Annotated in this window: 25 protein-coding genes; 23 read left to right on the plus strand and 2 right to left on the minus strand. The window is 63.2% G+C overall.

Annotated elements, in window-relative coordinates; genetic code table 11:
* Positions 1-14: 14 nt before the first annotated feature.
* Positions 15-1484: a chromosomal replication initiator protein DnaA gene (dnaA, locus tag RND78_RS08875; RefSeq protein ID WP_312727860.1), complete on the minus strand. Its 1470-nt coding sequence runs from the start codon at positions 1482-1484 to the stop codon at positions 15-17.
* A gap of 525 nt (positions 1485-2009) precedes the next feature.
* On the opposite strand from dnaA, the gene rpmH reads away from it, so the two are divergent.
* From rpmH to RND78_RS08985, 22 genes are all read left to right on the plus strand, one after another.
* Positions 2010-2144: a 50S ribosomal protein L34 gene (rpmH, locus tag RND78_RS08880; protein ID WP_007160134.1), complete on the plus strand. Its 135-nt coding sequence runs from the start codon at positions 2010-2012 to the stop codon at positions 2142-2144.
* A gap of 12 nt (positions 2145-2156) precedes the next feature.
* The gene (gene rnpA / locus RND78_RS08885; protein WP_312728118.1) at positions 2157-2558 is read left to right on the plus strand and encodes a ribonuclease P protein component; all 402 of its coding nucleotides are present in this window, start codon (positions 2157-2159) and stop codon (positions 2556-2558) included.
* A complete protein-coding gene (gene yidD / locus RND78_RS08890) occupies positions 2551-2799 on the plus strand; it encodes a membrane protein insertion efficiency factor YidD (RefSeq protein ID WP_058761359.1) in 249 nt (82 codons plus the stop codon). Before rnpA ends, yidD begins: the two co-directional genes overlap by 8 nt.
* Before the next feature lie 2 nt (positions 2800-2801).
* Positions 2802-4517, plus strand: a complete 1716-nt coding sequence (gene yidC, locus RND78_RS08895) for a membrane protein insertase YidC (RefSeq protein ID WP_312727863.1) — start codon at positions 2802-2804, stop codon at positions 4515-4517.
* Positions 4518-4582: 65 nt separating this feature from the next.
* Positions 4583-5947, plus strand: a complete 1365-nt coding sequence (gene mnmE / locus RND78_RS08900) for a tRNA uridine-5-carboxymethylaminomethyl(34) synthesis GTPase MnmE (RefSeq protein ID WP_312727864.1) — start codon at positions 4583-4585, stop codon at positions 5945-5947.
* Between the two features lie 441 nt (positions 5948-6388).
* The gene (mnmG, locus tag RND78_RS08905) at positions 6389-8281 is read left to right on the plus strand and encodes a tRNA uridine-5-carboxymethylaminomethyl(34) synthesis enzyme MnmG (protein WP_312727865.1); all 1893 of its coding nucleotides are present in this window, start codon (positions 6389-6391) and stop codon (positions 8279-8281) included.
* Positions 8281-8925, plus strand: coding sequence for a 16S rRNA (guanine(527)-N(7))-methyltransferase RsmG (rsmG, locus tag RND78_RS08910; protein ID WP_312727868.1), 645 nt, complete (start codon positions 8281-8283; stop codon positions 8923-8925). The genes mnmG and rsmG overlap by 1 nt, the downstream gene beginning before the upstream one ends.
* A gap of 9 nt (positions 8926-8934) precedes the next feature.
* Positions 8935-9729: a ParA family protein gene (locus RND78_RS08915; RefSeq protein WP_059228648.1), complete on the plus strand. Its 795-nt coding sequence runs from the start codon at positions 8935-8937 to the stop codon at positions 9727-9729.
* 9 nt (positions 9730-9738) lie between these two features.
* Entirely contained in the window at positions 9739-10611 is an 873-nt protein-coding gene (locus tag RND78_RS08920) for a ParB/RepB/Spo0J family partition protein (protein ID WP_312727872.1), read from the plus strand.
* Positions 10612-10757: 146 nt separating this feature from the next.
* Entirely contained in the window at positions 10758-11162 is a 405-nt protein-coding gene (locus tag RND78_RS08925; RefSeq protein WP_312727875.1) for a F0F1 ATP synthase subunit I, read from the plus strand.
* A 17-nt stretch (positions 11163-11179) separates the two neighbouring features.
* Positions 11180-12043 (plus strand): F0F1 ATP synthase subunit A, encoded by an 864-nt coding sequence (gene atpB / locus RND78_RS08930; protein WP_312727877.1) that lies wholly within the window; start codon positions 11180-11182, stop codon positions 12041-12043.
* Positions 12044-12182: 139 nt separating this feature from the next.
* Positions 12183-12440 (plus strand): F0F1 ATP synthase subunit C, encoded by a 258-nt coding sequence (gene atpE / locus RND78_RS08935; RefSeq protein WP_003097235.1) that lies wholly within the window; start codon positions 12183-12185, stop codon positions 12438-12440.
* Positions 12441-12495: 55 nt separating this feature from the next.
* Positions 12496-12966, plus strand: coding sequence for a F0F1 ATP synthase subunit B (locus tag RND78_RS08940; RefSeq protein ID WP_059228655.1), 471 nt, complete (start codon positions 12496-12498; stop codon positions 12964-12966).
* A gap of 12 nt (positions 12967-12978) precedes the next feature.
* Entirely contained in the window at positions 12979-13515 is a 537-nt protein-coding gene (locus RND78_RS08945) for a F0F1 ATP synthase subunit delta (RefSeq protein WP_312727884.1), read from the plus strand.
* Between the two features lie 18 nt (positions 13516-13533).
* On the plus strand, positions 13534-15078 hold the full coding sequence (atpA, locus tag RND78_RS08950) for a F0F1 ATP synthase subunit alpha (protein ID WP_312727886.1): 1545 nt from the start codon (positions 13534-13536) through the stop codon (positions 15076-15078).
* Positions 15079-15126: 48 nt separating this feature from the next.
* Positions 15127-15990 (plus strand): F0F1 ATP synthase subunit gamma, encoded by an 864-nt coding sequence (atpG, locus tag RND78_RS08955; RefSeq protein WP_059228661.1) that lies wholly within the window; start codon positions 15127-15129, stop codon positions 15988-15990.
* 30 nt (positions 15991-16020) lie between these two features.
* Positions 16021-17397 (plus strand): F0F1 ATP synthase subunit beta, encoded by a 1377-nt coding sequence (gene atpD / locus RND78_RS08960; RefSeq protein ID WP_059228664.1) that lies wholly within the window; start codon positions 16021-16023, stop codon positions 17395-17397.
* 38 nt (positions 17398-17435) lie between these two features.
* Positions 17436-17861 carry a F0F1 ATP synthase subunit epsilon gene (locus RND78_RS08965; protein WP_007160117.1) on the plus strand — a complete coding sequence of 142 codons (426 nt, stop codon included), beginning with the start codon at positions 17436-17438 and terminating at the stop codon, positions 17859-17861.
* Positions 17862-18015: 154 nt separating this feature from the next.
* Positions 18016-19383, plus strand: coding sequence for a bifunctional UDP-N-acetylglucosamine diphosphorylase/glucosamine-1-phosphate N-acetyltransferase GlmU (gene glmU, locus RND78_RS08970; protein ID WP_312727892.1), 1368 nt, complete (start codon positions 18016-18018; stop codon positions 19381-19383).
* 54 nt (positions 19384-19437) lie between these two features.
* The gene (locus RND78_RS08975; protein ID WP_312727893.1) at positions 19438-20208 is read left to right on the plus strand and encodes a DeoR family transcriptional regulator; all 771 of its coding nucleotides are present in this window, start codon (positions 19438-19440) and stop codon (positions 20206-20208) included.
* Positions 20209-20275: 67 nt separating this feature from the next.
* Positions 20276-22111, plus strand: a complete 1836-nt coding sequence (glmS, locus tag RND78_RS08980) for a glutamine--fructose-6-phosphate transaminase (isomerizing) (protein ID WP_312727896.1) — start codon at positions 20276-20278, stop codon at positions 22109-22111.
* A 211-nt stretch (positions 22112-22322) separates the two neighbouring features.
* Complete coding sequence (locus tag RND78_RS08985) at positions 22323-22958, plus strand: LysE family translocator (protein WP_312727899.1); 636 nt, start codon at positions 22323-22325, stop codon at positions 22956-22958.
* Between the two features lie 38 nt (positions 22959-22996).
* On the opposite strand, the gene RND78_RS08990 is transcribed toward RND78_RS08985, so the two are convergent.
* Positions 22997-23347 (minus strand): NADH:ubiquinone oxidoreductase, encoded by a 351-nt coding sequence (locus RND78_RS08990; RefSeq protein ID WP_312727902.1) that lies wholly within the window; start codon positions 23345-23347, stop codon positions 22997-22999.
* A 51-nt stretch (positions 23348-23398) separates the two neighbouring features.
* Here RND78_RS08990 and RND78_RS08995 point away from each other — a divergent pair, with 51 nt between their 5' ends.
* Positions 23399-24355, plus strand: coding sequence for a CobW-like GTP-binding protein (locus tag RND78_RS08995; protein WP_312727904.1), 957 nt, complete (start codon positions 23399-23401; stop codon positions 24353-24355).
* The last annotated feature ends 89 nt before the right edge of the window (positions 24356-24444 follow it).

Here is a 24444-nt window from a genome sequence, read left to right on the forward strand (position 1 = left end):
CAGGGCCGCGTCCGTCAGGTGGTCAGGGTACGCAGCAGGTTCTTGTAATCCTCGCGAATATCCGCGTCGGATTCCCGAAGTTCGGCGATCTTGCGACAGGCGTGCAGCACCGTCGTGTGATCGCGTCCGCCAAAGGCGTCGCCGATTTCCGGCAGGCTATGGTTGGTCAATTCCTTGGACAGCGCCATGGCCACCTGCCGCGGCCGGGCTACCGAGCGCGAGCGGCGTTTCGACAGCAGATCGGCGATCTTGATCTTGTAGTACTCGGCCGCGGTGCGCTGGATGTTGTCGATGCTGACCAGCTTGTCCTGCAGCGCCAAGAGATCCTTGAGCGATTCGCGGATCAGCTCGATGGTGATGTCGCGGCCCATGAAATGAGCGTGGGCGATCACCCGCTTGAGCGCGCCTTCCAGTTCGCGAACGTTGGAGCGGATGCGCTGGGCGATGAAGAAGGCCGCATCGTGGGGCAGGTCGACCTTGGCCTGGTCGGCCTTCTTCATCAGGATCGCCACCCGCGTTTCCAGCTCCGGCGGCTCCACGGCCACGGTGAGACCCCAGCCGAAGCGCGACTTGAGCCGCTCCTCCAGGCCATCGATCTCCTTGGGATAGCGGTCGCTGGTGAGGATCACCTGTTGTCCACCTTCGAGCAGGGCATTGAAGGTGTGGAAAAACTCTTCCTGCGAACGTTCCTTGCGGGCAAAGAACTGGATGTCGTCGATCAGCAGCGCGTCCACCGAACGGTAGAAGCGCTTGAATTCGTTGATGGCGTTGAGTTGCAGCGCCTTGACCATGTCGGCGACGAAGCGCTCCGAATGCAGGTAGACGATCTTGGCGTTCGGATTGCGCTTGAGCAAGTGGTTGCCCACCGCGTGCATCAGGTGGGTCTTACCCAGGCCAACGCCGCCATAAAGGAAGAGCGGGTTGTAGCCATGCTTGGGATTGTCGGCCACCTGCCAGGCCGCGGCGCGAGCCAGCTGGTTGGATTTACCCTCGACGAAGTTCTCGAAGGTGAAGGTACGGTTGAGATAGCTGGTGTGCTTGAGCGCACCTTCCACCTGCACGGTACGTTCGGTCCTGACCGCTGGCTCGTCGGCCTCGGCCAGTTCGGCTGTAACGTCTTCCAGGGCGACGCCTGCAGTGACGATATCCGACTGGATCGGCTGCGGCGCCTGCACCGGCGGCGGCAGCGGCGTGCTCGGGCTGCTGGGCGCCTGCGCCGGACGCGGCTTGTTGCTGCGCTTGCTGCCGATCAATAAGGACAACACCGGTGCGATGCCGTCGTCGGCATGCTCCTCGAGCAGTTCGAGGACCCGACTCAGATACTTTTCGTTGACCCAATCGAGCACGAAGCGGTTGGGCGCGAACACCCGCAGCTCATCCCCTTCCGCTTCCACCTGCAGTGGCCGGATCCAGGTATTGAATTGTTGCGAGGGCAATTCATCGCGCAGCACATCCACGCAACGTTGCCAGAGTTCGACCGACACAGCGTCTCCCGGGACTTTCGCGGCCCGTGCGGGCCATGAGCAAACGCCCATTGTATCCCTCCCCACCCAGGTTATCCACACGCCCAGGTACTTTCCCCTGGGATAGCCGCTTCGTCATCCATCGCCACTACGGCGACCGTCAGCACTGTGGATAACGCCGCCTGACCACTCTGGACAGCTGGGGGGTTTTCGCTGTGGATAATTCCCCTGTGTGTAAAAGGCTGCCTTATCCACACCCTCTGCCCAGGCTGACAACGGCTGCCCCACCTGTTGACAACAGACTTGCCTGTCGCCTTCGCTCCAGCAGCGGTCAGCGCTGGCGCGATCTATCCACAGAAAAGGGCTTCACCATACATATTCACTTCAACAGTCCTTTAAAACCTTCTGACCTGTTGATTTTGTTTACCCCCTGGTCCGTCAGCCGGCATTGGTTGGAAATTGACCTGCACCGTGGCTTTCTCTAGAATCCCCGGTCTCTTTGCGCGGGGCGCTCATGCCTTGCCGCTTACACCTAGGTAAAAGTCCATGAAACGCACCTTCCAACCCAGCACCCTGAAGCGCGCCCGTGTCCACGGTTTCCGTGCTCGTATGGCAACCAAGAACGGCCGTCAGGTTCTGTCCCGTCGCCGTGCCAAAGGCCGCAAGCGTCTGGCAATCTGATTGCCCGGTCAGGTGGTGAGTCAGGGTTTCGGTCGGGACAGGCGCTTACTGAGCTCCCAACAGTTCCAGACGGTCTTTGACTCTCCCACCCACAAGGCATCCGGCAAGCACCTGCTGCTGCTCGCCCATGCCAATGGGCTCGACCACTCCCGCCTGGGACTGGTGATCGGCAAGAAAAGCGTCAAGCTTTCCGTCGAGCGCAATCGCATCAAGCGGGTCATCCGTGATTCCTTCCGTCTGAATCAGGACCGCCTCGGCAGTTTCGATCTGGTCTTCGTCGCTCGAAAAGGGCTCGGCGAAGTCGGCAATCCCGAATTGCACGATCAGCTGCTGCAACTGTGGAAACGCCTCAATCGCCAGGCGAGCAAGGCCGTTGCCCATCCAACCGACAGTCCCGACGGTGCTCATGCGTAAACCGGCCCTGCTGCTGATTCGCTTCTACCGTTACGCCATCAGTCCCATGATGGCCAGTCGCTGTCGTTTCTATCCGACCTGTTCCGGTTACGCCCTCGAAGCCATCGAGAGCCACGGCCTGCTGCGTGGTGGCTGGCTGACCACACGGCGTCTGTGCCGGTGCCATCCCTGGCATCCAGGCGGATACGATCCCGTTCCTCCCGCAAAGAACCCAGCCCCGACCTCTTCGATGGCCGAGTAAACATGGATATCAAGCGCCCGCTACTCATTGCCGCCCTGGCAATCGTGTCCTACACCCTGGTTTTCCAGTGGAACAAGGATTACGGCCAGGCCGAATTGCCCACGGCCAAGACGCAGACCAGTGTCCTGCCGGGCGATACCCCTAACGTGCCCACCGACGTGCCGGCCGATGCCAAGGCTGCCGCACCGGTGGATAACTCGGCCGCCAAGCCGAGTACCGCGCTCATCAAGGTGCGTACCGACGTCCTCGATCTGGCCATCGATCCCCGCGGCGGCGACATCGTCCAGCTCGGACTGGTGCAGTACCCGCGTCGCCAGGACCACCCCGATGTGCCCTTTGCGCTGTTCGACAACGGCAACGAGCGCCTCTACCTGGCCCAGAGCGGCCTGACCGGCACCGACGGTCCCGACGCCAACAGCGCCGGTCGTCCGCTCTACACCTCGGCGCAGTCCAGCTACGTACTCGCCGATGGCCAGCAACAGCTGGTGGTGGATCTCAAGTACCAGGCCAACGGGGTCGACTACACCAAGAGATTCACCTTCCATCGTGGGCTGAAGGTCGACTGCTCGGATGCCGAGAAGGCGCAGAAGAAGATCACCTGCATCAACCCGGACGCCTACCAGATCCAGGTCGGCTATCTGGTCGACAACCAGAGCGCCAAGGCCTGGAACGGCGTGCTCTACGCTCAGCTCAAGCGTGACAACAGCGGCGATCCCTCGGCCACCACCGCCACCGGCGTGTCCACCTACCTGGGCGCCGCGGTCGGCACTCCCGCCGAGCCCTACCGCAAGGTGTCCATGAGCGACATGGACAAGCACCGCCTGCAGGAAACCGTGCAGGGTGGCTGGGTCGGCTGGCTGCAGCACTACTTCGTCACCGCCTGGGTGCCGAACCAGGACCAGCAGGACCAGCTCTATACCCGCAAGGACGGCCAGGGCAACTACATTGTCGGCTTCACCGGTCCGCAATTCAGCGTACCGGCGGGTGGCAAGGGCGAGACCTCGGTCACCCTCTACGCCGGCCCGAAGATCCAGGAACACCTGAAGGCCCTGTCCCACGGCCTGGAACTGACCGTCGACTACGGCTTCCTGTGGTTCATCGCCCAGCCGATCTTCTGGCTGCTGCAACATATCCACAGCATCCTGGGTAACTGGGGCTGGTCGATCATCGTCCTGACCATCATCATCAAGCTGCTGTTCTTCCCGCTGTCCGCTGCCAGCTACCGCTCCATGGCGCGCATGCGTGCCGTCGGCCCGCGACTGCAGGCGCTGAAGGAACAGCATGGCGACGATCGCCAGAAGATGTCCCAGGCGATGATGGAGCTGTACCGCAAGGAGAAGATCAATCCGTTGGGTGGCTGCCTGCCCATCGTGGTGCAGATGCCGGTGTTCCTGGCGCTGTACTGGGTGCTGCTGGAAAGCGTCGAGATGCGCCAGTCGCCCTGGATGTTCTGGATCACCGACCTGTCGGCCAAGGATCCCTACTTCATCCTGCCGATCATCATGGGCGCCACCATGCTGGTGCAGCAGATGCTGAACCCGGCACCGCCGGATCCCATGCAGGCACGGGTGATGAAGATGATGCCCATCGTCTTCACCTTCTTCTTCCTGTGGTTCCCGGCCGGTCTGGTGCTGTACTGGATCGTCAACAACTGCCTGTCGATCTTGCAGCAGTGGTACATTACCCGGAGGATCGAGGCGGCCAGCAAGAAGGCCTGATCTCGCTCACCTAGTAGCCACACGACGCCCCTTGATTGGGGCGTCGTGCTTTCTGGAGGATCGTCATGGCTCTGCCTTCCGACAGCATCGCGGCCATCGCCACCGCCACCGGTCGTGGCGGCGTCGGCATCGTCCGCGTCTCCGGCCCCCTGGCCGCCCCTTTGGCCCGGGCGATCTGCGGCCGGGACCTGCCCCCGCGGCACGCCCACTACGGCAACTTCCTCGCCGCCGACGGCAGCGTGCTGGACACCGGCATCGCCCTGTTCTTTCCCGGGCCGAATTCCTTCACCGGCGAGGACGTGCTGGAGCTGCAGGGTCACGGCGGCCCGGTGATCCTCGACCTGCTCTTGCGCCGCACCCTGGAAGAAGGCGCCCGCCTGGCCCGGCCGGGCGAATTCAGCGAGCGCGCCTTCCTCAACGACAAGCTCGACCTGGCCCAGGCCGAGGCCATCGCCGATCTGATCGAAGCCAGCACCGAACAGGCCGCACGCAATGCCCTGAGGTCGCTGCAGGGCGAATTCTCGCGGCGGGTGGAAAGCCTGGTCGAGCAGCTCATCCGCCTGCGCATCTACGTCGAGGCCGCCATCGACTTTCCCGAGGAGGAGATCGACTTCCTCGCCGATGGCAAGGTGCAGGGCCTGCTGGAAGACGTCCAGGCGGAATTGCGCGACGTCCAGCGCGAGGCCAATCGCGGCGCCCTGCTGCGCGACGGCATGACCGTGGTGATCGCCGGCCGACCCAATGCCGGCAAGTCCAGCCTGCTCAATGCCCTGGCTGGGCGCGAGGCGGCCATCGTCACCGACATCGCCGGCACCACCCGCGATGTGCTGCGCGAACATATCCACCTCGATGGCATGCCACTGCATGTGGTCGATACCGCCGGTCTGCGCGATACCGACGACCGGGTCGAGCAGATCGGCGTCCAGCGCGCCCTGGACGCGATCGCCAGCGCTGATCGCGTGTTGCTGGTGGTGGACGCCAGCGCCCCGGAAGCCCGGGATCCCCAGGCGCTCTGGCCGGAGCTGCTCAGTACCCGGCCGCCGCTGGAGAAGCTGACGGTGATCCGCAACAAGACCGACCTCACCGGCGAGGCCACTGGCCTGGTCGAACAGGGCGAAACGGTCGAGATCGCCCTCAGCGCCACCGATGGCCAGGGTGTCGAGGCCCTGCGCGAGCACCTCAAGGCCTGCATGGGTTTCGAGCAGACCACCGAGGGCGGCTTCAGCGCCCGCCGGCGCCATCTGGACGCCCTGCAGCGTGCGGCCAGCGCCCTGGACCACGGCTATCGGCAACTCACCCTGGCCGGTTCGGGCGAGCTGTTGGCCGAGGATCTGCGCCAGGCGCAACAGGTGCTGGGCGAGATCACCGGTGCCTTCAGCTCCGACGACCTGCTCGGTCGCATCTTCTCCAGCTTCTGCATCGGCAAGTAGTCCCGCCTCGCGCTTCAGGCCTGCGCAATGCAGGCCTTGTCTATCCTCATTCCCCCCTCACGAGCTCTGTTGATAACCCTGCCTGAGGTCTGCCCATAAAACGGTGCATGAACTGTCCATGACTGCCACTGTGGATAAGCACGCAAAGGGTCCACAGGATGCTGAGAGCTTGTATCCATCCACAGCACAAGACGTACACGGGGTTCAGGTTTTCCCCAAGTCACGGCTGACGCGGGCTGGATAAGCTTATCCACAGCAGAGGGCCTGCATATACATAAGCTCTATATCAGTCCTTTTAAACATTTCTTCCCTATTGTTTATATTGATCGCCGCCGGAGCCGACTGGTCATTTTTTGGCCAGAGGCCCTTCTGCAAGATCGGTCGAGGCCTTATACTTGCCGGCTTTCCTTTGAATTCCTGCCAACAGGCACGAGGTGCGTGGTGGACTTTCCTTCCCGTTTCGACGTCATCGTGATCGGTGGCGGCCATGCCGGTACCGAAGCGGCCCTGGCGGCCGCCCGCATGGGTGTGCGCACCCTGCTGCTCACGCATAATGTGGAAACTCTCGGCCAGATGAGCTGCAACCCCGCCATTGGCGGTATCGGCAAGAGCCATTTGGTCAAGGAGATCGATGCCCTGGGCGGCGCCATGGCCGCGGCCACGGATCTCGCCGGCATCCAGTTCCGTATTCTCAACAGCCGCAAGGGACCTGCCGTGCGCGCCACTCGCGCCCAGGCCGACCGCGTGCTGTACAAGGCGGCGATTCGCTACACCCTGGAAAACCAGCCGAACCTGTGGATATTCCAGCAGGCCTGCGATGACCTCATCGTCGAAGGTGATCGCGTCGCCGGCGTGGTTACCCAGATGGGCCTGAAATTCCACGCCGACAACGTGGTACTGACTGCCGGGACCTTCCTCGGTGGACTTATCCACATCGGCCTGCAGAACCACAGCGGTGGACGAGCCGGCGATCCGCCGGCCATTGCCCTGGCCCACCGCCTGAGAGAATTGCCGCTGCGGGTCTCGCGCCTGAAGACTGGTACGCCGCCGCGCATCGACGGTCGCTCGGTGGATTTCTCGGTGATGACCGAGCAGCCCGGGGATACCCCGTTGCCGGTGATGTCCTTCCTCGGCAATCGCGAGCAGCATCCCGCACAGGTCAGTTGCTGGATCACCCACACCAATGCCCGCACCCACGACATCATCCGCGCCAACCTGGACCGTTCGCCCATGTACTCGGGCGTGATCGAAGGGGTAGGGCCGCGTTACTGCCCGTCCATCGAGGACAAGATCCATCGCTTCGCCGACAAGGACAGCCACCAGGTCTTCCTCGAACCCGAAGGCCTGACCACCCACGAGCTCTACCCCAACGGCATCTCCACCTCGCTGCCCTTCGACGTGCAGCTCGAGGTGGTGCGCTCCATGCGCGGCATGGAGAACGCCCATATCCTGCGACCCGGCTACGCCATCGAATACGATTTCTTCGATCCGCGGGATCTCAAGTACAGCCTGGAGACCAAGGTCATCGCCGGGCTGTTCTTCGCCGGCCAGATCAATGGCACCACCGGCTACGAAGAAGCCGGCGCCCAGGGCCTGCTGGCCGGTGCCAATGCCGCGCTGCGCGCCCAGGGCCGTGAGGCCTGGTGTCCGCGCCGCGACGAAGCCTACCTCGGCGTGCTGGTGGACGACCTCATCACCCTGGGCACCCAGGAGCCCTACCGGATGTTCACCTCGCGCGCCGAATACCGGCTGATCCTGCGCGAGGACAACGCCGACCTGCGCCTGACCGAGAAAGGCCGCGAGCTGGGCCTGGTGGACGACCAGCGCTGGGCGTTGTTCGAAGCCAAGCGCGAGGGTATCGCCCTGGAAGAGCAGCGTCTCAAGACGACCTGGATTCGTCCGGGCACGCCCCAGGGCACGGCGGTCGCCGAACGCTTCGGCACCCCGCTCAACCACGAATACAACCTGCAGAATCTGCTGGCCCGGCCAGAGATCGACTATGCCGGACTGATGGCCGCGGTGGGCGAGACGCCGGCCGAGACCCAGGTCGCCGAGCAGATCGAGATCAAGACCAAGTACGCCGGCTACATCGATCGTCAGCAGGACGAGATCCAGCGCCTGCGCGCCAGCGATGCCGTGGCGTTGCCGGTGGAGCTCGACTACGCCACCATCTCCGGCCTGTCCAAGGAGATCCAGCACAAGCTGGCCCAGGCCCGTCCCGAGACCCTGGGCCAGGCGTCGCGCATTCCCGGCGTGACGCCGGCGGCGGTCTCGCTGCTGCTGATCCACCTGAAGAAGCGCAGCGCCGGTCGCAGCCTGGAGCACAGCGCCTGATGGCCAGCGCGATCCAAGCCAACGAACTGCGCCAGGGCGCCGCGACCCTGGGAGTGACGCTCTCCGCCGCGGTGGAAGAGCGGCTGCTGGGCTACCTGGACCTGCTGGTCAAGTGGAACAAGGCCTACAACCTCACCGCGGTGCGCGATCCCAACGAGATGGTCTCGCGGCACCTGCTCGACAGTCTCAGCATCGTCCCCTACGTCATCGAAGGAAACTGGCTGGACGTAGGCAGCGGCGGTGGCATGCCGGGCATCCCCTTGGCGATCCTCTTTCCCGAGTCGCGCTTCACCCTGCTCGACAGCAACGGCAAGAAGACGCGCTTCCTGACCCAGGCCAAGATCGAGCTGGGCCTGGCCAATCTCGAGGTGGTCCACGCCCGGGTCGAGGCCTACCAGCCCGACGCGCCCTTCACCGGCATCGTCTCGCGGGCGTTCAGCGCCATCGACGACTTCGCCAACTGGACGCGGCACCTGGGCGACCAGGAAACACACTGGCTGGCGATGAAGGGGCTGCACCCCGACGACGAGCTGGCCAAGCTACCAGCGGATTTCCGGGTTGCGGCGGCGCACGTCCTCGCCGTTCCCGGTTGCCAAGGCCAGCGGCACTTGCTGATACTGCGCCGCACGATTGGAGAGGGGTAAGGCGGGGACATGGCCAAGGTTTACGCGATAGCCAACCAGAAGGGCGGAGTGGGCAAGACCACCACGTGCATCAATCTCGCCGCTTCCCTGGCCGCCACCAACCGGCGCAAGGTGCTGTTGATCGACCTCGATCCCCAGGGTAACGCCACCATGGGCAGCGGGGTGGACAAGCACGCCCTGGAGCATTCGGTACTGGACGTCCTCACCGGCGCCTGTGGCCTGATCGACGCCATGCACTTCTCGGAGCACGGCGGCTACCAGCTGCTGCCCTCGAACCGCGACGTCACCGCGGCGGAAGTCGAGCTGCTGGAATTGCCCGGCCGCGAGAGTCGCCTGCGCGACGCCCTGGCACCGGTGCGGGACAACTACGACTTCGTGCTCATCGACTGTCCGCCGTCGCTGTCCATGCTGACCATCAACGGCCTGGTGGCCGCCGATGGGGTGATCATCCCCATGCAGTGCGAATACTTCGCCCTGGAAGGCCTGACCGACTTGATGGGCAGCATCCAGCACATCGCCCAACGGCTCAATCCACAGTTGAAGATCGAAGGCCTGCTGCGCACCATGTTCGATCCGCGCATCGGCCTGGCCAATGATGTCGCCGCCCAGCTCAAGCAGCATTTCGGCGACCAGTTGTACGAAACCATCATTCCACGCAACGTCCGTCTGGCCGAAGCGCCCAGCTACGGTATGCCCGCCCTGGTCTACGACAAGAGTTCGAAGGGCGCCGTGGCCTATCTGGAGCTGGCCAGCGAGCTGGTCAAACGTCAGCGCAAGGCGGCTCGTACCGCCAAGACCGCCTAAGGAATCCCCATGGCTGTGAAGAAACGAGGACTGGGCCGCGGCCTCGATGCCCTGCTCGGTGGCGCCAGCGTCAAGGTCCTGCAGGAGCAGGCCGCCGCCGCACCGGTCAGCGAACTGCAATCGCTGCCGCTGGACATCATCCAGCGCGGCAAGTACCAGCCACGCCGGCACATGGATCCGGTCGCCCTGGAAGAGCTGGCCAACTCCATCCGCGCCCAGGGGCTGATGCAACCCATCGTGGTGCGCGCCATCGGCGAGGGTCGCTACGAGATCATCGCTGGCGAACGCCGCTGGCGCGCGAGCCAGCAGGCTGGCCTGGACCATATCCCGGCGCTGGTGCGCGACGTGCCCGACCAGGTGGCCATTGCCCTGGCATTGATCGAGAACATCCAGCGACAGAACCTCAATCCGCTTGAAGAGGCCATGGCCCTGCAGCGGCTGCAGGACGAATTCGAACTGACCCAGGCCCAGGTGGCCGAGGCCGTCGGCAAGTCGCGCTCGGGGGTCACCAACCTGCTGCGCCTGCTGGCCCTGGCCGAGGACGCCAAGGAACTGCTGGCCAAGGGCGAACTGGAAATGGGGCATGCCCGTGCCCTGCTCGGTCTACCCAAGGCTCGTCAGGCCGAAGGGGCGCGGCACGTTGTCGCACGGGGTCTCACCGTCCGCCAGACCGAAGCCCTGGTACGCCAATGGCTCAGCGGAGCGGAACCGGTCGAGAAGGCACCCGCCGTGGACCCGGACATCAGCCGCCTGGAGCAGCGGCTGGCCGAACGTTTGGGCGCTAGCGTGCAGATCCGCCACGGCGAGAAGGGCAAGGGCCAGCTGGTGATCCGCTATACCTCTTTGGACGAACTTCAAGGCGTACTGGCGCACATTCGCTGACACAAATGGCTGTCAGCCTGGGCGGCAATCTGTCCGGGGTGGCTTGAACCACCCCTGGCGCGCCCCTATACTTTGCCCGCTTTTTGTCGGCACAAAGCATGCCAGTGAAAACAACTATTAAGCCGACACCAGAGGACTTCGAGCCGATGGACCGCCGCACGCCCAAACGCCTGCCTTTCCATCACCAGCCTGCCTTTCGCCTGCTGCTCGTCCAACTGGCCGTCGCGTCGTGTGCCGCCGTTGTCTTGTTTTGCTTCGTCGGTAAGGTCACCGGTTATTCCGGATTGTTGGGCGGGCTGATTGCCTGGCTGCCCAATCTGTATTTTTCGTTCAAGGCGTTCCGCTATCGCGGCGCCCATGCCGCCCAAGACATCGTCCGTTCTTTCTACTCGGGCGAGGCGGGCAAACTGATTCTCACGGCAGTGCTCTTTGCACTGACGTTTGCCGGGGTAAAACCGCTTTCGGCTCCTGCACTGTTCGGCGTCTACCTGTTGACGCTGATGGTCAATGCCGGCGCCCCCCTGCTACTGAAAAAACCGACTAGACCTTAAAGGCATTCGAGGCACACATGGCAGCAGACTCCGCTTCGGCTTATATCCAGCACCACCTGCAGAACATGACCTATGGCCTGCACCCGGTGAACGGCTGGAGCTTCGCCCATACCCCCGCCGAGGCCAAGGCCATGGGCTTCTGGGCCTTCAACTTGGATACCCTGGGTTGGTCGGTCGCCCTTGGCCTGATCTTCCTGTTCATTTTCCGCAGCATCGCCAAGAAGGCCACCAGCGGCCAGCCCGGTCGCGTGCAGAATCTGGTCGAGATCCTGGTCGAGTTCGTCGATGGCAGCGTCCGTGACACCTTCCACGGCAAGAATGCCCTGATCGCCCCGCTGGCCCTGACCATCTTCGTCTGGATCTTCCTGATGAACCTGATGGACCTGGTACCGGTGGACTGGCTGCCGATGCTGGCCATGGCCATCGGTGGTGACCACACCTACTTCCGCGTCGTGCCCACCACCGACCCGAACGCCACCCTGGGCATGGCCCTGTCGGTGTTCGCCCTGATCATCTTCTACAGCATCAAGATGAAGGGTATCGGCGGGTTCTTCGGCGAGCTGACCCTGCACCCCTTCAGCAGCAAGAATCCCCTGCTGCAGATCATCCTGATCCCGATCAACTTCCTGCTCGAATTCGTCACCCTGATCGCCAAGCCGATTTCGCTGGCACTGCGACTGTTCGGCAACATGTATGCTGGCGAGCTGATCTTCATCCTGATCGCCATCATGTTCGCCAACGGTCTGGCACTGGGTGGTCTGGGTATCGTGCTGCATTGGGCCTGGGCGGTGTTCCACATCCTGATCATCACCCTGCAAGCCTTCATCTTCATGATGCTGACCATCGTCTACCTGTCGATGGCGCACGAAGAAAGTCACTAAGGAATGGCCTCTGGACGCTGCTGACGGCGTCCAGAGGCGGTTCTGCCGTGAGTCCCGGGGGGCCTTGTCCACCGGGTAACTTGGGAAAACTTTTTCGCTTCAACCTTAACCAAGACGACTAAAAAAGTCGGGAGGAAAGATGGAAACTGTAGTTGGTCTGACCGCGATCGCCGTTGCTCTGCTGATTGGCCTGGGCGCTCTGGGTACCGCCATTGGCTTTGGTCTGCTGGGTGGCAAGTTCCTCGAAGGCGCCGCTCGTCAGCCGGAAATGGTTCCGATGCTGCAAGTCAAGATGTTCATCGTCGCCGGTCTGCTCGACGCCGTGACCATGATCGGTGTTGGTATCGCCCTGTTCTTCACCTTCGCTAACCCCTTCGTTGGTCAGATCGCCGGCTGATCACCCTTCGGGGTGCAGGCAGGACTGATGGACAACGAACGAGCGAGGTGTTGGCGTGAACATTAATGCAACCCTGATAGGCCAGTCCGTTGCCTTCTTCATCTTCGTGCTCTTCTGCATGAAGTACGTGTGGCCGCCGATCATCTCGGCGCTACGTGAGCGTGAGAAGAAGATTGCCGATGGCCTTGACGCTGCCAACCGCGCGGCTCGTGATCTGGAAGTGGCACAGCAGCAAGCCAACCAGAAAGTGAGCGAAGCCAAGGGCCAGGCAGCCGAGATCATCGAGCAAGCCAACAAGCGTGCCGCCCAGATCGTCGAGGACGCACAGGCCAAGGCCCGTGTCGAAGGCGAGCGGATCAAGGCGCAGGCTCAGGCTGAAATCGAGCAGGAAATCAACAGTGCGAAGGACGCCCTGCGTGCTCGCGTCGGTTTGCTGGCCGTGGCCGGCGCCGAGAAGATCCTCGGATCGACCGTTGATGCCAATGCTCATGCCCAGTTGGTCGACCGACTGGCAGCGGAAATCTAAGCGAGGCCACCAATGGCAGAACTGAACACGCTGGCCCGGCCCTATGCCAAGGCGGCTTTCGAGTTCGCACAGGCCCAGCAGCAGCTGACCCAATGGTCGGCAGCGCTCGGGCTGCTCGCCGCGGTATCCCAGGACGGGACCGTGCGCCAGCTGCTTCAGCAGCCGCAGTTGACCGCGGACGCCAAGGCCGGATTGCTCATCGACGTATGTGGCGATCAGCTGGATGCACAGTCCCAGAACTTCGTTCGGACCGTGGCAGAAAACGACCGGATCGACCTGTTCCCGGCCATCGCCGAGATCTACGAGGCGTACAAGGCCGAACAGGAAAAATCCATTGAGGCGGAAGTCACCAGTGCTTTCGCCTTGAGCGACGAACAGCAAGACAAACTCGCCAAGGCTCTCAGCGCAAGGCTAGGTCGACACGTGCGACTAAATGCATCCGAGGATGCGAGCCTGATCGGTGGTGTGGTTATCCGCGCCGGCGACTTGGTAATCGATGGCTCCGTTCGCGGCAAGCTCGCGCAACTGGCCGAAGCGTTGAAACCTTGAGTTTGAAGGGGCAGTAGCATGCAGCAACTCAATCCTTCCGAAATTAGTGAAATCATCAAGGGTCGCATCGACAAGCTCGACGTGACCTCGCAAGCCCGCAACGAAGGCACCATTGTCAGCGTCTCCGACGGTATCGTGCGCATTTTCGGTCTGGCCGACGTCATGTACGGCGAAATGATCGAATTCCCCGGCGGCATCTATGGCATGGCCCTGAACCTGGAGCAAGACTCCGTCGGCGCCGTGGTCCTGGGTAGCTACCTGGGTCTGGCCGAAGGCATGAGTGCCAAGTGCACCGGCCGCATCCTGGAAGTCCCGGTCGGTCCGGAACTGCTGGGTCGCGTCGTCGACGCCCTGGGTAACCCCATCGATGGCAAGGGTCCGCTGAACGCCAGCGCCACCGACGCCGTCGAGAAGGTCGCACCGGGCGTGATCTGGCGTCAGTCGGTCGACCAGCCGGTGCAGACCGGCTACAAGGCCGTCGATGCCATGATCCCGGTCGGCCGCGGTCAGCGCGAGCTGATCATCGGTGACCGTCAGATCGGCAAGACCGCCATGGCGATCGATGCCATCATCAACCAGAAGAACAGCGGCATCCGCTGCGTCTACGTCGCCATCGGCCAGAAGCAGTCGACCATTGCCAACGTGGTCCGCAAGCTGGAAGAGCACGGCGCCCTGCAGAACACCATCGTGGTGGCAGCCAGTGCGTCCGAATCGGCTGCCCTGCAGTTCCTGGCGCCCTACTCGGGCTGCACCATGGGCGAATACTTCCGCGACCGCGGTGAAGACGCCCTGATCGTCTATGACGATCTGTCCAAGCAGGCCGTAGCCTATCGCCAGATCTCCCTGCTGCTGCGTCGTCCGCCAGGCCGCGAAGCCTATCCCGGCGATGTGTTCTATCTCCACAGCCGTCTGCTCGAGCGTGCTTCCCGCGTTTCCGCCGACTACGTCGAGAAGTTCACCAACGGCGCCGTGACCGGCAAGACCGGCTCGCTGACCGCACTGCCGATCATCGAGACCCAGGCCGGCGACGTGTCCGCCTTCGTTCCGACCAACGTGATCTCCATCACCGACGGCCAGATCTTCCTGGAAGCCGGCCTTTTCAACTCGGGCATCCGCCCGGCGGTCAACGCCGGTGTCTCGGTATCCCGTGTGGGTGGTGCGGCCCAGACCAAGATCATCAAGAAGCTGTCCGGCGGTATCCGTACCGCGCTGGCCCAGTACCGTGAACTGGCGGCCTTCGCCCAGTTCGCCTCGGACCTGGACGAAGCCACCCGCAAGCAGCTCGAGCATGGTCAGCGCGTCACCGAGCTGATGAAGCAGAAGCAGTACGCGCCCATGTCCATCGCCGAGATGTCCCTGAGCCTGTATGCCGCCGAGCGTGGTTTCCTGAGCGATGTGTCCCTGGACAAGATCGGTAGCTTCGAGCAGGCCCTGATCGCCTACTTCAACCGCGATCACGCCGACCTGATGGCCAAGATCAACGTGAAGGGCGACTTCAACGACGAGATCGACGCCGGCATCAAGGCGGGAATCGAGAAGTTCAAGGCCACGCAAACCTGGTAAGCCGCGACGGGGGCGCCAGCCCCCGTTTGCCAACCCGATAGGTGTCACATGGCAGGCGCAAAAGAGATTCGCGGCAAGATCGCGAGCATCAAAAGCACACAGAAGATCACCAGCGCCATGGAAAAGGTTGCGGTCAGCAAGATGCGTAAGGCTCAGGCCCGCATGGCTGCCAGCAAACCTTATGCCGAGCGCATCCGCGCTGTGATCGGCCACCTGGCCAACGCCAACCCCGAGTACCGCCATGCCTTCATGGTGGAACGCGAGGTCAAGCGCGTCGGTTACATCGTGGTCAGCTCCGATCGGGGTCTGGCCGGTGGTCTGAACACCAACCTGTTCAAGGCTCTGGTCCGCGACATGAGCGACCAGCGCGGCAAGGGTGTGGAAATCGATCTGGCGGTGATCGGGGCCAAGGGCGCCTCCTTCTTCCGCAGCTTCGGCGGCAACGTGGTCGCGGCCATCAGCCACCTTGGCGAAGCCCCGGCGATCGGCGATCTGATCGGCAGCATCAAGGTGATGCTGGATGCCTACCTGGACGGCCGTATCGACCGTCTGTACGTGGTATCCAACGTCTTCGTCAACACCATGACCCAGAAGCCGACCATCCAGCAGCTGGTACCCCTGGTGCCGACCGAGGGCGGTGAGCTGCAGGGCAAGCATTGGGACTACCTCTACGAACCCGACGCCAAGACCCTGCTCGACGGTCTGCTGGTGCGCTACGTGGAATCCCAGGTGTACCAGGCCGTGGTCGAGAACGCTGCCAGCGAACAGGCCGCGCGGATGATCGCGATGAAGAACGCCACCGACAACGCCGGCGATCTCATCAAGGAGCTGCAGCTGGTCTACAACAAGGCTCGCCAGGCTGCAATCACCCAGGAAATTTCGGAAATCGTCGGCGGCGCCGCCGCGGTCTGACGGACAGCTTAAACATTCGAGGAACGCGAAATGAGTAGCGGACGTATCGTACAAATCATCGGCGCCGTGATCGACGTGGAATTCCCGCGCGACGCGGTACCGCGCGTCTATGACGCCCTCAAGGTGCAGGGTGCCGAAACCACCCTGGAAGTCCAGCAGCAGCTGGGCGACGGCGTGGTTCGTACCATCGCCATGGGTAGCACCGAAGGCCTCAAGCGTGGCCTGAACGTAGGCAACACCGGCGAGGCCATCAAGGTCCCGGTCGGCGTCAAGACCCTCGGCCGCATCATGGACGTGCTGGGCAACCCCATCGACGAAGCCGGCCCCATCGGCGAGGAAGAGCGCTGGGAAATCCACCGCAAGGCCCCGTCCTATGCAGAGCAGGCTGGTGGTAACGATCTGCTGGAAACCGGTATCAAGGTCATCGACCTGGTCTGCCCCTTCGCCAAGGGCGGCAAGGTCGGCCTGTTCGGCGGCGCCGGCGTGGGCAAGACCGTGAACATGATGGAACTCATCCGTAACATCGCCATCGAGCACAGCGGTTATTCCGTGTTCGCCGGCGTGGGCGAGCGTACCCGTGAAGGGAACGACTTCTACCACGAGATGAAGGACTCCAACGTTCTGGACAAGGTCGCCCTGGTCTATGGCCAGATGAACGAGCCGCCGGGCAACCGTCTGCGCGTGGCCCTGACCGGTCTGACCATGGCCGAGAAATTCCGTGACGAAGGCCGTGACGTCCTGCTGTTCGTCGACAACATCTACCGCTACACCCTGGCCGGTACCGAAGTGTCCGCGCTGCTGGGTCGTATGCCGTCCGCGGTGGGCTACCAGCCGACCCTGGCCGAGGAGATGGGTGTCCTGCAGGAGCGCATCACCTCCACCAAGCTGGGTTCGATCACCTCCGTACAGGCTGTTTACGTCCCTGCGGATGACTTGACCGACCCGTCCCCGGCGACCACCTTCGCCCACCTGGACGCTACCGTGGTTCTGTCCCGTGACATCGCCTCCCTGGGTATCTACCCGGCGGTCGATCCCCTGGACTCCACCTCGCGCCAGCTGGACCCGAACGTGATCGGCCAGGAGCACTACGACACCGCTCGCGGCGTCCAGTATGTGCTGCAGCGCTACAAGGAGCTGAAGGACATCATCGCGATCCTGGGCATGGACGAACTGTCCGAGTCCGACAAGCAACTGGTGTCCCGCGCGCGTAAGATCCAGCGCTTCCTGTCCCAGCCGTTCTTCGTGGCCGAAGTCTTCACCGGTTCGCCCGGCAAGTACGTGTCCCTCAAGGACACCATCGCCGGCTTCTCCGGGATCCTGCGTGGCGACTACGATCACCTGCCCGAGCAGGCGTTCTACATGGTCGGCGGCATCGACGAAGCCATCGAGAAAGCCAAGAAACTGTAACTGCCGCGCCCGGCGACGGGCGCTCTTAGAGGCACGCTATGGCCAAGACAGTCCAATGCGACATCGTCAGCGCGGAAGGGGAAATCTTCTCCGGCGCGGTGGAGATGATCATCGCCCACGGCCACCTGGGTGATCTGGGTATCGCCCCGGGCCATGCGCCGCTGCTTACCGATCTGAAACCGGGCCCCATCCGCCTGGTCAAGGCCGGGGGCGCCGAGGAGGTGTTCTACATCTCCGGCGGTTTTCTGGAAGTGCAGCCGAATGTCGTCGAAGTGCTGGCCGATACCGCCAGCCGCGCCGGTGACATCGACGAAGCTGCCGCTCTGGAAGCCAAGCAGCGCGCCGAGGCAGCCCTGAGCGACAAGGGCACGGAGTTCGACTATACCGCTGCCGCGACTCAGCTCGCCGAAGCCGCCGCTCAGCTGCGCACCATCCAGCAGCTCAAGCGGCAGGCCAAGCGCTAAGCGCAAGGTCAGGCTGTAACGACAAGGGTAGCTTCGGCTACCCTTTTCTTTTGTCGCCCGAAAAGTGGGGCGAGCAATTCCGCTTGGTCGGACGTCGAGGGTCCCAGTTGCCTTCGGCCCCGGCCCGTCTCTTCCTCCTGTCTCCGAGGTTCCGATGTCCCTGGAAATCGTCATCCTGGCCGCTGGCCAGGGCACCCGCATGAGATCCGCTCTACCCAAGGTGCTGCATCCCGTGGCCGGTCGCAGCATGCTGGGGCATGTCCTCGACCGCGCCCGCGACCTGAAGCCGGTCGGGATCCACGTCGTCATCGGGCACGGTGCGGACGAGGTGCGCAGCCAACTGGTCGCCGACGACGTGAGCTTCGTGGTCCAGGCCGAGCAGCTCGGTACCGGTCATGCCGTGGCCCAGGCCGCGCCGGCACTGACGGCGGAGCGGGTACTGATCCTCTACGGCGATGTACCCCTTATCCAGACCGAGACTCTGGAGCGTCTCTTGCAACAGGTCGATGACCAACACCTCGCCTTGCTGACAGTGGAGCTGGACGATCCCACCGGCTATGGCCGCATCCTCCGTGACGGCGAGGGCCGGGTCACCGCCATTGTGGAGCACAAGGACGCCAGCGAGGCCCAGCGCGCCATTCGCGAAGGCAATACCGGTATCCTCGCAGTACCCGGCCGGCGTTTGGCCGACTGGCTAGGAAGGCTGTCCAACAGCAACGCCCAAGGCGAGTATTACCTGACCGATGTCATCGCCTTGGCGGTAGCGGATGGCCTGACCATCGCTACCAGCCAGCCGGCGGACGCCATGGAAGTGCAGGGCGCCAATGACCGGCGGCAACTGGCGCAACTGGAGCGTCATTTCCAGCAGCGCGCCGCCGAGCGTCTGATGCTGCAGGGTGTGACCCTGTTGGACCCGCAACGCTTCGATCAGCGCGGCCAGGTCGAGGCCGGACGGGATGTCTGCATCGACGTCAACGTGATCCTGGAAGGTCGGGTGGTGCTGGATGAGGGCGTCAGCATCGGTCCGAACTGCGTGATCAAGGACAGCGTTCTCAAGCGCGGCGCCATCATCAAGGCCAACAGCCACCTGGATGGCGTGGTCGTGGGGGAGGGCGCCGACGTCGGTCCCTTCGCCCGACTGCGGCCCGGGAGCGAACTGGGTGCCAAGGCCCACGTGGGCAACTTCGTCGAGCTGAAAAATGCTCATTTGCAGGATGGCGCCAAGGCCGGCCATCTCACCTACCTCGGGGATGCCAGCATAGGACCGGGCAGCAACATAGGTGCGGGCACCATCACCTGCAACTATGACGGAGCCAATAAGTTTCGAACCGAAATCGGGGCAGACGTCTTCGTTGGTTCCAATAGTTCCCTGGTGGCGCCGGTTACCCTGGGTGCGAGGGCGACCACGGCTGCAGGTTCGGTCATCACTGCGGATGTGCCAGAGGATACCTTGGCACTGGGCCGTGCACGGCAGATCAACAAGAGTGGCTGGCAGCGTCCGAAAAAGACTCCCAAGACTTGACGTCGAAGGGCTATTAGGTTTTGATTCGATCCATTATCTTTCGAATCGAAATTTATGACTCGTCGCAATATCGTTCAGCGTCGCCATGCCATCCTCGCCCAGCTCCAGGCGCTGGGTGAGGTGAGCGTCGACGAACTGGCCCGGCAGTTGGAGACGTCCGAGGTGACTATCCGTAAGGATCTGGCCGCCCTCGAGCGCAACGGGCTGCTGCTGCGTCGCTATGGCGGTGCGGTGGCCATGCCCCAGGAGCTGCTGGTCGAGGCACCGCCCCAGGCCTCACCTTTCAAGCAGGCCATCGCCCGGGCGGCCGCCCAGCGGCTGCGCGAACACGCCCGGATCATCATCGACTGTGGCAGCACGACCGCAGCGCTGATTCCACAACTCGATCGCCGCCCTGGTCTGGTGGTCATGACCAATTCCCTACAGGTGGCCATGGCCCTGCGCGAGTTGGAGCAGGAGCCGATGCTGCTGATGACCGGTGGCACCTGGGACCCGCATTCGGAATCCTTCCAGGGCCAGGTCGCCGAGCAGGTATTGCGCTCCTATGACTTCGACCAGCTGTTCATCGGCGCCGACGGCCTCGATCCCGAGCGGGGGACCACGACGTTCAACGAGCACCTGTCGCTATCGCGGGTGATGGCCGAGGTAGCACGCGAGGTGGTGGTCATGGCCGAAGCGGACAAATTGGGCAGGCGAATTCCAAATCTGGAACTACCGTGGGAAAAGGTGGACGTCCTCATCACCGATGAACGCCTGTCGTCCGAGGCGGCACAGGCAATCGAAAGGCGCGGTGTGCAGGTCGTCCGCGCCGCTGTGGAAAACTAGACAATCAGGTCATCCACAGTCGGCGCTGAAAAGTCGCTGTGGATAAGACCGGCAACGGGAGGTAAGCATGTGTGGAATCGTCGGCGCCATCGCCGAGCGTAACATCACCGCCATTCTGGTCGAGGGTCTCAAGCGCCTGGAGTACCGCGGCTACGATAGCGCTGGCCTGGCCCTGCTGGATGCCCAGGGTGAGCTGCAGCGGCTGCGCCGCATCGGCAAGGTCAGCGAACTGGAGGCAGGTCTGCTCGCCGATCCCCTGGCTGGCCGCCTGGGCATCGCCCATACCCGCTGGGCCACCCATGGCGCCCCTACCGAAGCCAATGCCCACCCGCATTTCTCCCAGGGTGATGTGGCGGTGGTGCACAACGGCATCATCGAGAACCACGAGACCCTGCGGGCCCAGCTCAAGGCCCAGGGTTACGTCTTCACCTCCCAAACCGATACCGAGGTCATCGTCCACCTGTTGCATCTCAAGCTGCAGGACAGTGGCGACCTGACCACGGCACTCAAGGCAGCGGTCAAGGAACTGCACGGTGCCTATGGCCTGGCGGCCGTCTGGCGCCAGCAACCGGATCGCCTGGTGGCGACCCGTAGCGGTAGCCCGCTGGTGATCGGTCTGGGGCTGGGCGAGAACTACCTGGCCTCCGACCAATTGGCGCTGCGTCAGGTGACCGACCGCTTCGTCTACCTGGAGGAGGGTGACGTCGCCGAGATTCGCCTCGATCAGGTCAGCCTGTGGAACGTCGATGGCCAGCCGGTACAGCGTGAAACAGTGCAGTACCACGAAGGCAGCGAGGCTGCCGACAAGGGCGCCTATCGTCACTTCATGCTCAAGGAAATCCACGAGCAGCCCAGCGTGGTCCAGCGCACCCTCGAAGGTCGTCTGGGTGATGGCCAGGTCTTGCCGGAGGCTTTCGGACCAGCCGCGTCCGCGTTGTTCGCCAAGGTCCGTCAGGTGCAGATCGTCGCCTGCGGTACCAGCTTTCATGCCGGCTCGGTGGCGCGGTACTGGATCGAGGAGTACGTGGGCATTCCCTGCCACGTGGAGGTCGCCAGCGAATTCCGCTATCGCCGCGTCGCGGTCAGTCCGGATACCCTGTTCGTCACCATCTCCCAGTCCGGCGAGACAGCCGACACCCTGGCCGCCCTGCGTATGGCCAAGCAGTCCGGCTATCTGAGCAGCCTGGCGATCTGCAACGTGGCGACCAGCTCCCTGGTGCGCGAATCCCAGCTGAGCTTCCTGACCCAGGCCGGCCCGGAAATCGGCGTGGCCTCCACCAAGGCTTTCACCACCCAGCTGGTCTCGCTGCTGCTGCTGACCCTGAGCCTGGGCCGCTGCCAGCAGCGCCTGGATGCCGGTGTCGAAGCCGAGCTGGTGGCCGAACTACGTCGGCTGCCGGCACGGCTGGACGAAGCCCTGGCCATGGACAAGACTGTCGAGAAGCTGGCGGAGTCCTTCGCCGAGAAGCACCACACCCTGTTCCTGGGGCGTGGCGAGCAGTATCCCGTGGCGATGGAAGGCGCACTCAAGCTCAAGGAAATCTCCTACATCCACGCCGAGGCCTATCCGGCCGGCGAACTCAAGCACGGTCCCCTGGCGCTGGTAGATGCCGACATGCCGGTGGTGACGGTGGCTCCCAACAACGAGCTGCTGGAAAAGCTCAAGTCCAACCTGCAGGAAGTGCGCGCCCGCGGCGGTCAGCTGATCGTCTTCGCCGACGAGCGCGCCGGCTTCGAAGATGGCGAAGGCACTCGTATCGTGACCATGCCGCACATCCACGACGCCCTGTCACCGATCCTCTATACGATCCCGTTGCAGCTGCTGTCCTACCACGTGGCCGTGTTCAAGGGCACCGACGTGGACCAGCCGCGTAACCTGGCGAAATCGGTAACGGTGGAGTAAGCAGGTTCCACGTGGAACTTGCTGGTTTTGGAGAGCAGCGTTGTTGCAGGAGCGGGTAGGCGTCTAGGTTTCCTCTCCTGCACTGCTTCTCGGCTACTCGTCAGCGTACCCGATCCAAGGCGCGTACATCGGTAAGGGTGGTCTATATTGGCTGCTGTGCCGACCGCTACCGGCCGCTGGTTGATGGAGTCTTCTCAGGTGAGGTCCAAGGATGTCGCTTCACGATTGGTTCGGTTTTGTCGCAGTCGCCATGCTGGTTACCCTTACGCCGGGTCCCGGGGTAATCATGGCGCTATCCAATTCGGTGGCGTGCGGGCCACGGCGGGCGATGCTTGGCTCGGTTGGCAATGCCTGCGGCTTGCTGGTGGTCTCGACCGCCACCAGTGCCGGGCTGGGGATACTGTTACAGGCATCAGCTACGGCCTTCCTGCTGCTCAAGGTGCTCGGCGCAAGCTACCTGATCTACCTGGGCATCAAGCAATGGAAGAGCCGTGCCAGTGCCTTCGACACCCTCGACCAGCCGGCCAGGCGCGCGCTCACCAACAACAGACTGATGTTCAACGGCATGCTGGTGGCGCTGACCAACCCCAAGGCGATCTTGTTCTTCGCTGCCTTTCTGCCGCAATTCATCCGCCCGGTTGGTGACTCGAACACTCAGTTGAGCATTCTGGTGCTGACCTTTGCGGCCTGCTCGATGCTCTCCCATCTCTTCTATGTGACCCTGGCTCAGGTGCTGCGGCGCCAGCTCGCCTCGCCGAATCGTGCACGGTTGATGAACCGGCTGTTCGGTGCCTCGTTCGTGGCCTTGGGGGCAAGCCTGTTCACCGTTCAAGCCAAGACAGCCTGAGTATCGGGCAGAGGTTCACTTCTCCTGGCAGAACTCGTTCAGGGCACGCGCCAGCTGCCCTGGTTCTGCTGGCGACAGGCGACGGCCAGGAAGCGACCATCGCCGGGTTCGCCGTAGTAGTGGATATCCTGCCGGTAGGGCACGCCGGGGCTGCGTGCGTCCTGGCAGATACCGATCTCGCCTACGGGGCAGCGCTCGACGAAGCTCACCTCGGTCTGCTGATCCTTGAGCTGGGGCTGGCAGAAACCTTCGCGGAACAGTTTGTCCGGGATGTCGATGTTGCTCTGGCAGATCTGCACGTCCACACTGCCCTGACGGCTGCGAATCACACAGGCGTCAGCCAGCGCCAATGACGGCAACAGCACCAGGGTGATCAGCAACCGCCACATTCCATCCATCCTCCCACGCAAAGTCGCCACTCTAGCATTCGACCTCCCACCATGCGCCTCGCCAATATCAAGACCCATGTGATCGCCGGTCCCCTGGGGGCCGGCAAGACCACCCTGATACGCCAGCTGTTCGCTCAACGGCCGAGCGACGAGCGTTGGGCGATCCTGGTCAACGAATTCGGCCAGGTGGGCCTCGATGCGGCGCTGATGGCCCTGGACGACGAGGGACTGAGCATCGCGGAAGTCCCGGGTGGTTGCCTCTGTTGCGTCCAGGGCGTGCCCCTGCAGGTAGCCCTGACGCGATTGCTCAGACGCGCAAGACCTCATCGCCTGTTCATCGAACCCTCAGGCCTGGGCCATCCCGCCAGTCTCTACCGCCAGCTCCAGGCGCCGCCTTGGGATGGGGTGCTAACCCTGCAACCCCTGATTTGGGTGGTGGATGCCGGGCAACTGCTCGAGGGTCAGCCCTTGCCGGATGCCCAGCAACAGGCACTCGAGCAGGCCGGACTGATCGTGCTCAACAAAAGCGCGGGCCTGGACCGGACGCTCTTGCCTGCGCGGCTGGGCGACAGATCGCTGTACTGGACCGAAGGGGGGCGAGTCACCCTCGCCGAGCTGCCCCAGACTACCGATGAGCTGCCGCGCAGCGGCGAATTGCCCGAGCTGGTTGTTGCACCCAGCCCGCAGGCGCTGTTGCTGCCCAATCGCCCGCTGCGCTTCAGCCATACCCAGGAGGGCTACCATGCCGTTGGCTGGCGCTGGCATCCCCGGCACAGTTTCGATGGACCGGCGCTGTCGGCCCTGCTGGCCGGACTCCCCGGTCTGCTCAGGCTGAAAGCCGTCCTGCAGTTGGAAGGCGGCTGGCAGGCCTACAACGGTCTGGCCGGACAGGCTAGCTGGGAGCCTACTCTGTGGCGGCGCGATAATCGGGTGGAGCTGATCTTGGAGAAGATGCCGGATCTAGAGGCCCTCGAAAAAGGCCTGCGCGGGACCATTCGCGACATTTGAGGTTGCCAAATTTGTTCAGTTAATGATAATGATTATTAAATTTACTTCCTCTGCGTATTGCTCCCATGGCTCCGACGTCTCTTGCCAAG

The sequence above is a fragment of the Pseudomonas oryzihabitans genome (assembly GCF_032027545.1).
In the GTDB taxonomy this organism is placed as follows: Bacteria; Pseudomonadota; Gammaproteobacteria; order Pseudomonadales; family Pseudomonadaceae; genus Chryseomonas; species Chryseomonas oryzihabitans_F.

Coding starts and splice junctions, on each gene's coding strand:
- atpG (WP_059228661.1), top strand. CDS start 15,127: ATGGCAGGCGCAAAAGAGATTCGCGGCAAGATCGCGAGCATCAAAAGC.
- mnmE (WP_312727864.1), top strand. CDS start 4,583: ATGGCTCTGCCTTCCGACAGCATCGCGGCCATCGCCACCGCCACCGGT.
- RND78_RS08975 (WP_312727893.1), top strand. CDS start 19,438: ATGACTCGTCGCAATATCGTTCAGCGTCGCCATGCCATCCTCGCCCAG.
- atpA (WP_312727886.1), top strand. CDS start 13,534: ATGCAGCAACTCAATCCTTCCGAAATTAGTGAAATCATCAAGGGTCGC.
- glmU (WP_312727892.1), top strand. CDS start 18,016: ATGTCCCTGGAAATCGTCATCCTGGCCGCTGGCCAGGGCACCCGCATG.
- RND78_RS08995 (WP_312727904.1), top strand. CDS start 23,399: ATGCGCCTCGCCAATATCAAGACCCATGTGATCGCCGGTCCCCTGGGG.
- glmS (WP_312727896.1), top strand. CDS start 20,276: ATGTGTGGAATCGTCGGCGCCATCGCCGAGCGTAACATCACCGCCATT.
- atpB (WP_312727877.1), top strand. CDS start 11,180: ATGGCAGCAGACTCCGCTTCGGCTTATATCCAGCACCACCTGCAGAAC.
- RND78_RS08985 (WP_312727899.1), top strand. CDS start 22,323: ATGTCGCTTCACGATTGGTTCGGTTTTGTCGCAGTCGCCATGCTGGTT.
- atpD (WP_059228664.1), top strand. CDS start 16,021: ATGAGTAGCGGACGTATCGTACAAATCATCGGCGCCGTGATCGACGTG.
- RND78_RS08925 (WP_312727875.1), top strand. CDS start 10,758: ATGGACCGCCGCACGCCCAAACGCCTGCCTTTCCATCACCAGCCTGCC.
- RND78_RS08990 (WP_312727902.1), bottom strand. CDS start 23,347: ATGTGGCGGTTGCTGATCACCCTGGTGCTGTTGCCGTCATTGGCGCTG.
- RND78_RS08945 (WP_312727884.1), top strand. CDS start 12,979: ATGGCAGAACTGAACACGCTGGCCCGGCCCTATGCCAAGGCGGCTTTC.
- atpE (WP_003097235.1), top strand. CDS start 12,183: ATGGAAACTGTAGTTGGTCTGACCGCGATCGCCGTTGCTCTGCTGATT.
- yidD (WP_058761359.1), top strand. CDS start 2,551: ATGCGTAAACCGGCCCTGCTGCTGATTCGCTTCTACCGTTACGCCATC.
- RND78_RS08920 (WP_312727872.1), top strand. CDS start 9,739: ATGGCTGTGAAGAAACGAGGACTGGGCCGCGGCCTCGATGCCCTGCTC.
- RND78_RS08915 (WP_059228648.1), top strand. CDS start 8,935: ATGGCCAAGGTTTACGCGATAGCCAACCAGAAGGGCGGAGTGGGCAAG.
- RND78_RS08965 (WP_007160117.1), top strand. CDS start 17,436: ATGGCCAAGACAGTCCAATGCGACATCGTCAGCGCGGAAGGGGAAATC.
- rpmH (WP_007160134.1), top strand. CDS start 2,010: ATGAAACGCACCTTCCAACCCAGCACCCTGAAGCGCGCCCGTGTCCAC.
- rsmG (WP_312727868.1), top strand. CDS start 8,281: ATGGCCAGCGCGATCCAAGCCAACGAACTGCGCCAGGGCGCCGCGACC.
- yidC (WP_312727863.1), top strand. CDS start 2,802: ATGGATATCAAGCGCCCGCTACTCATTGCCGCCCTGGCAATCGTGTCC.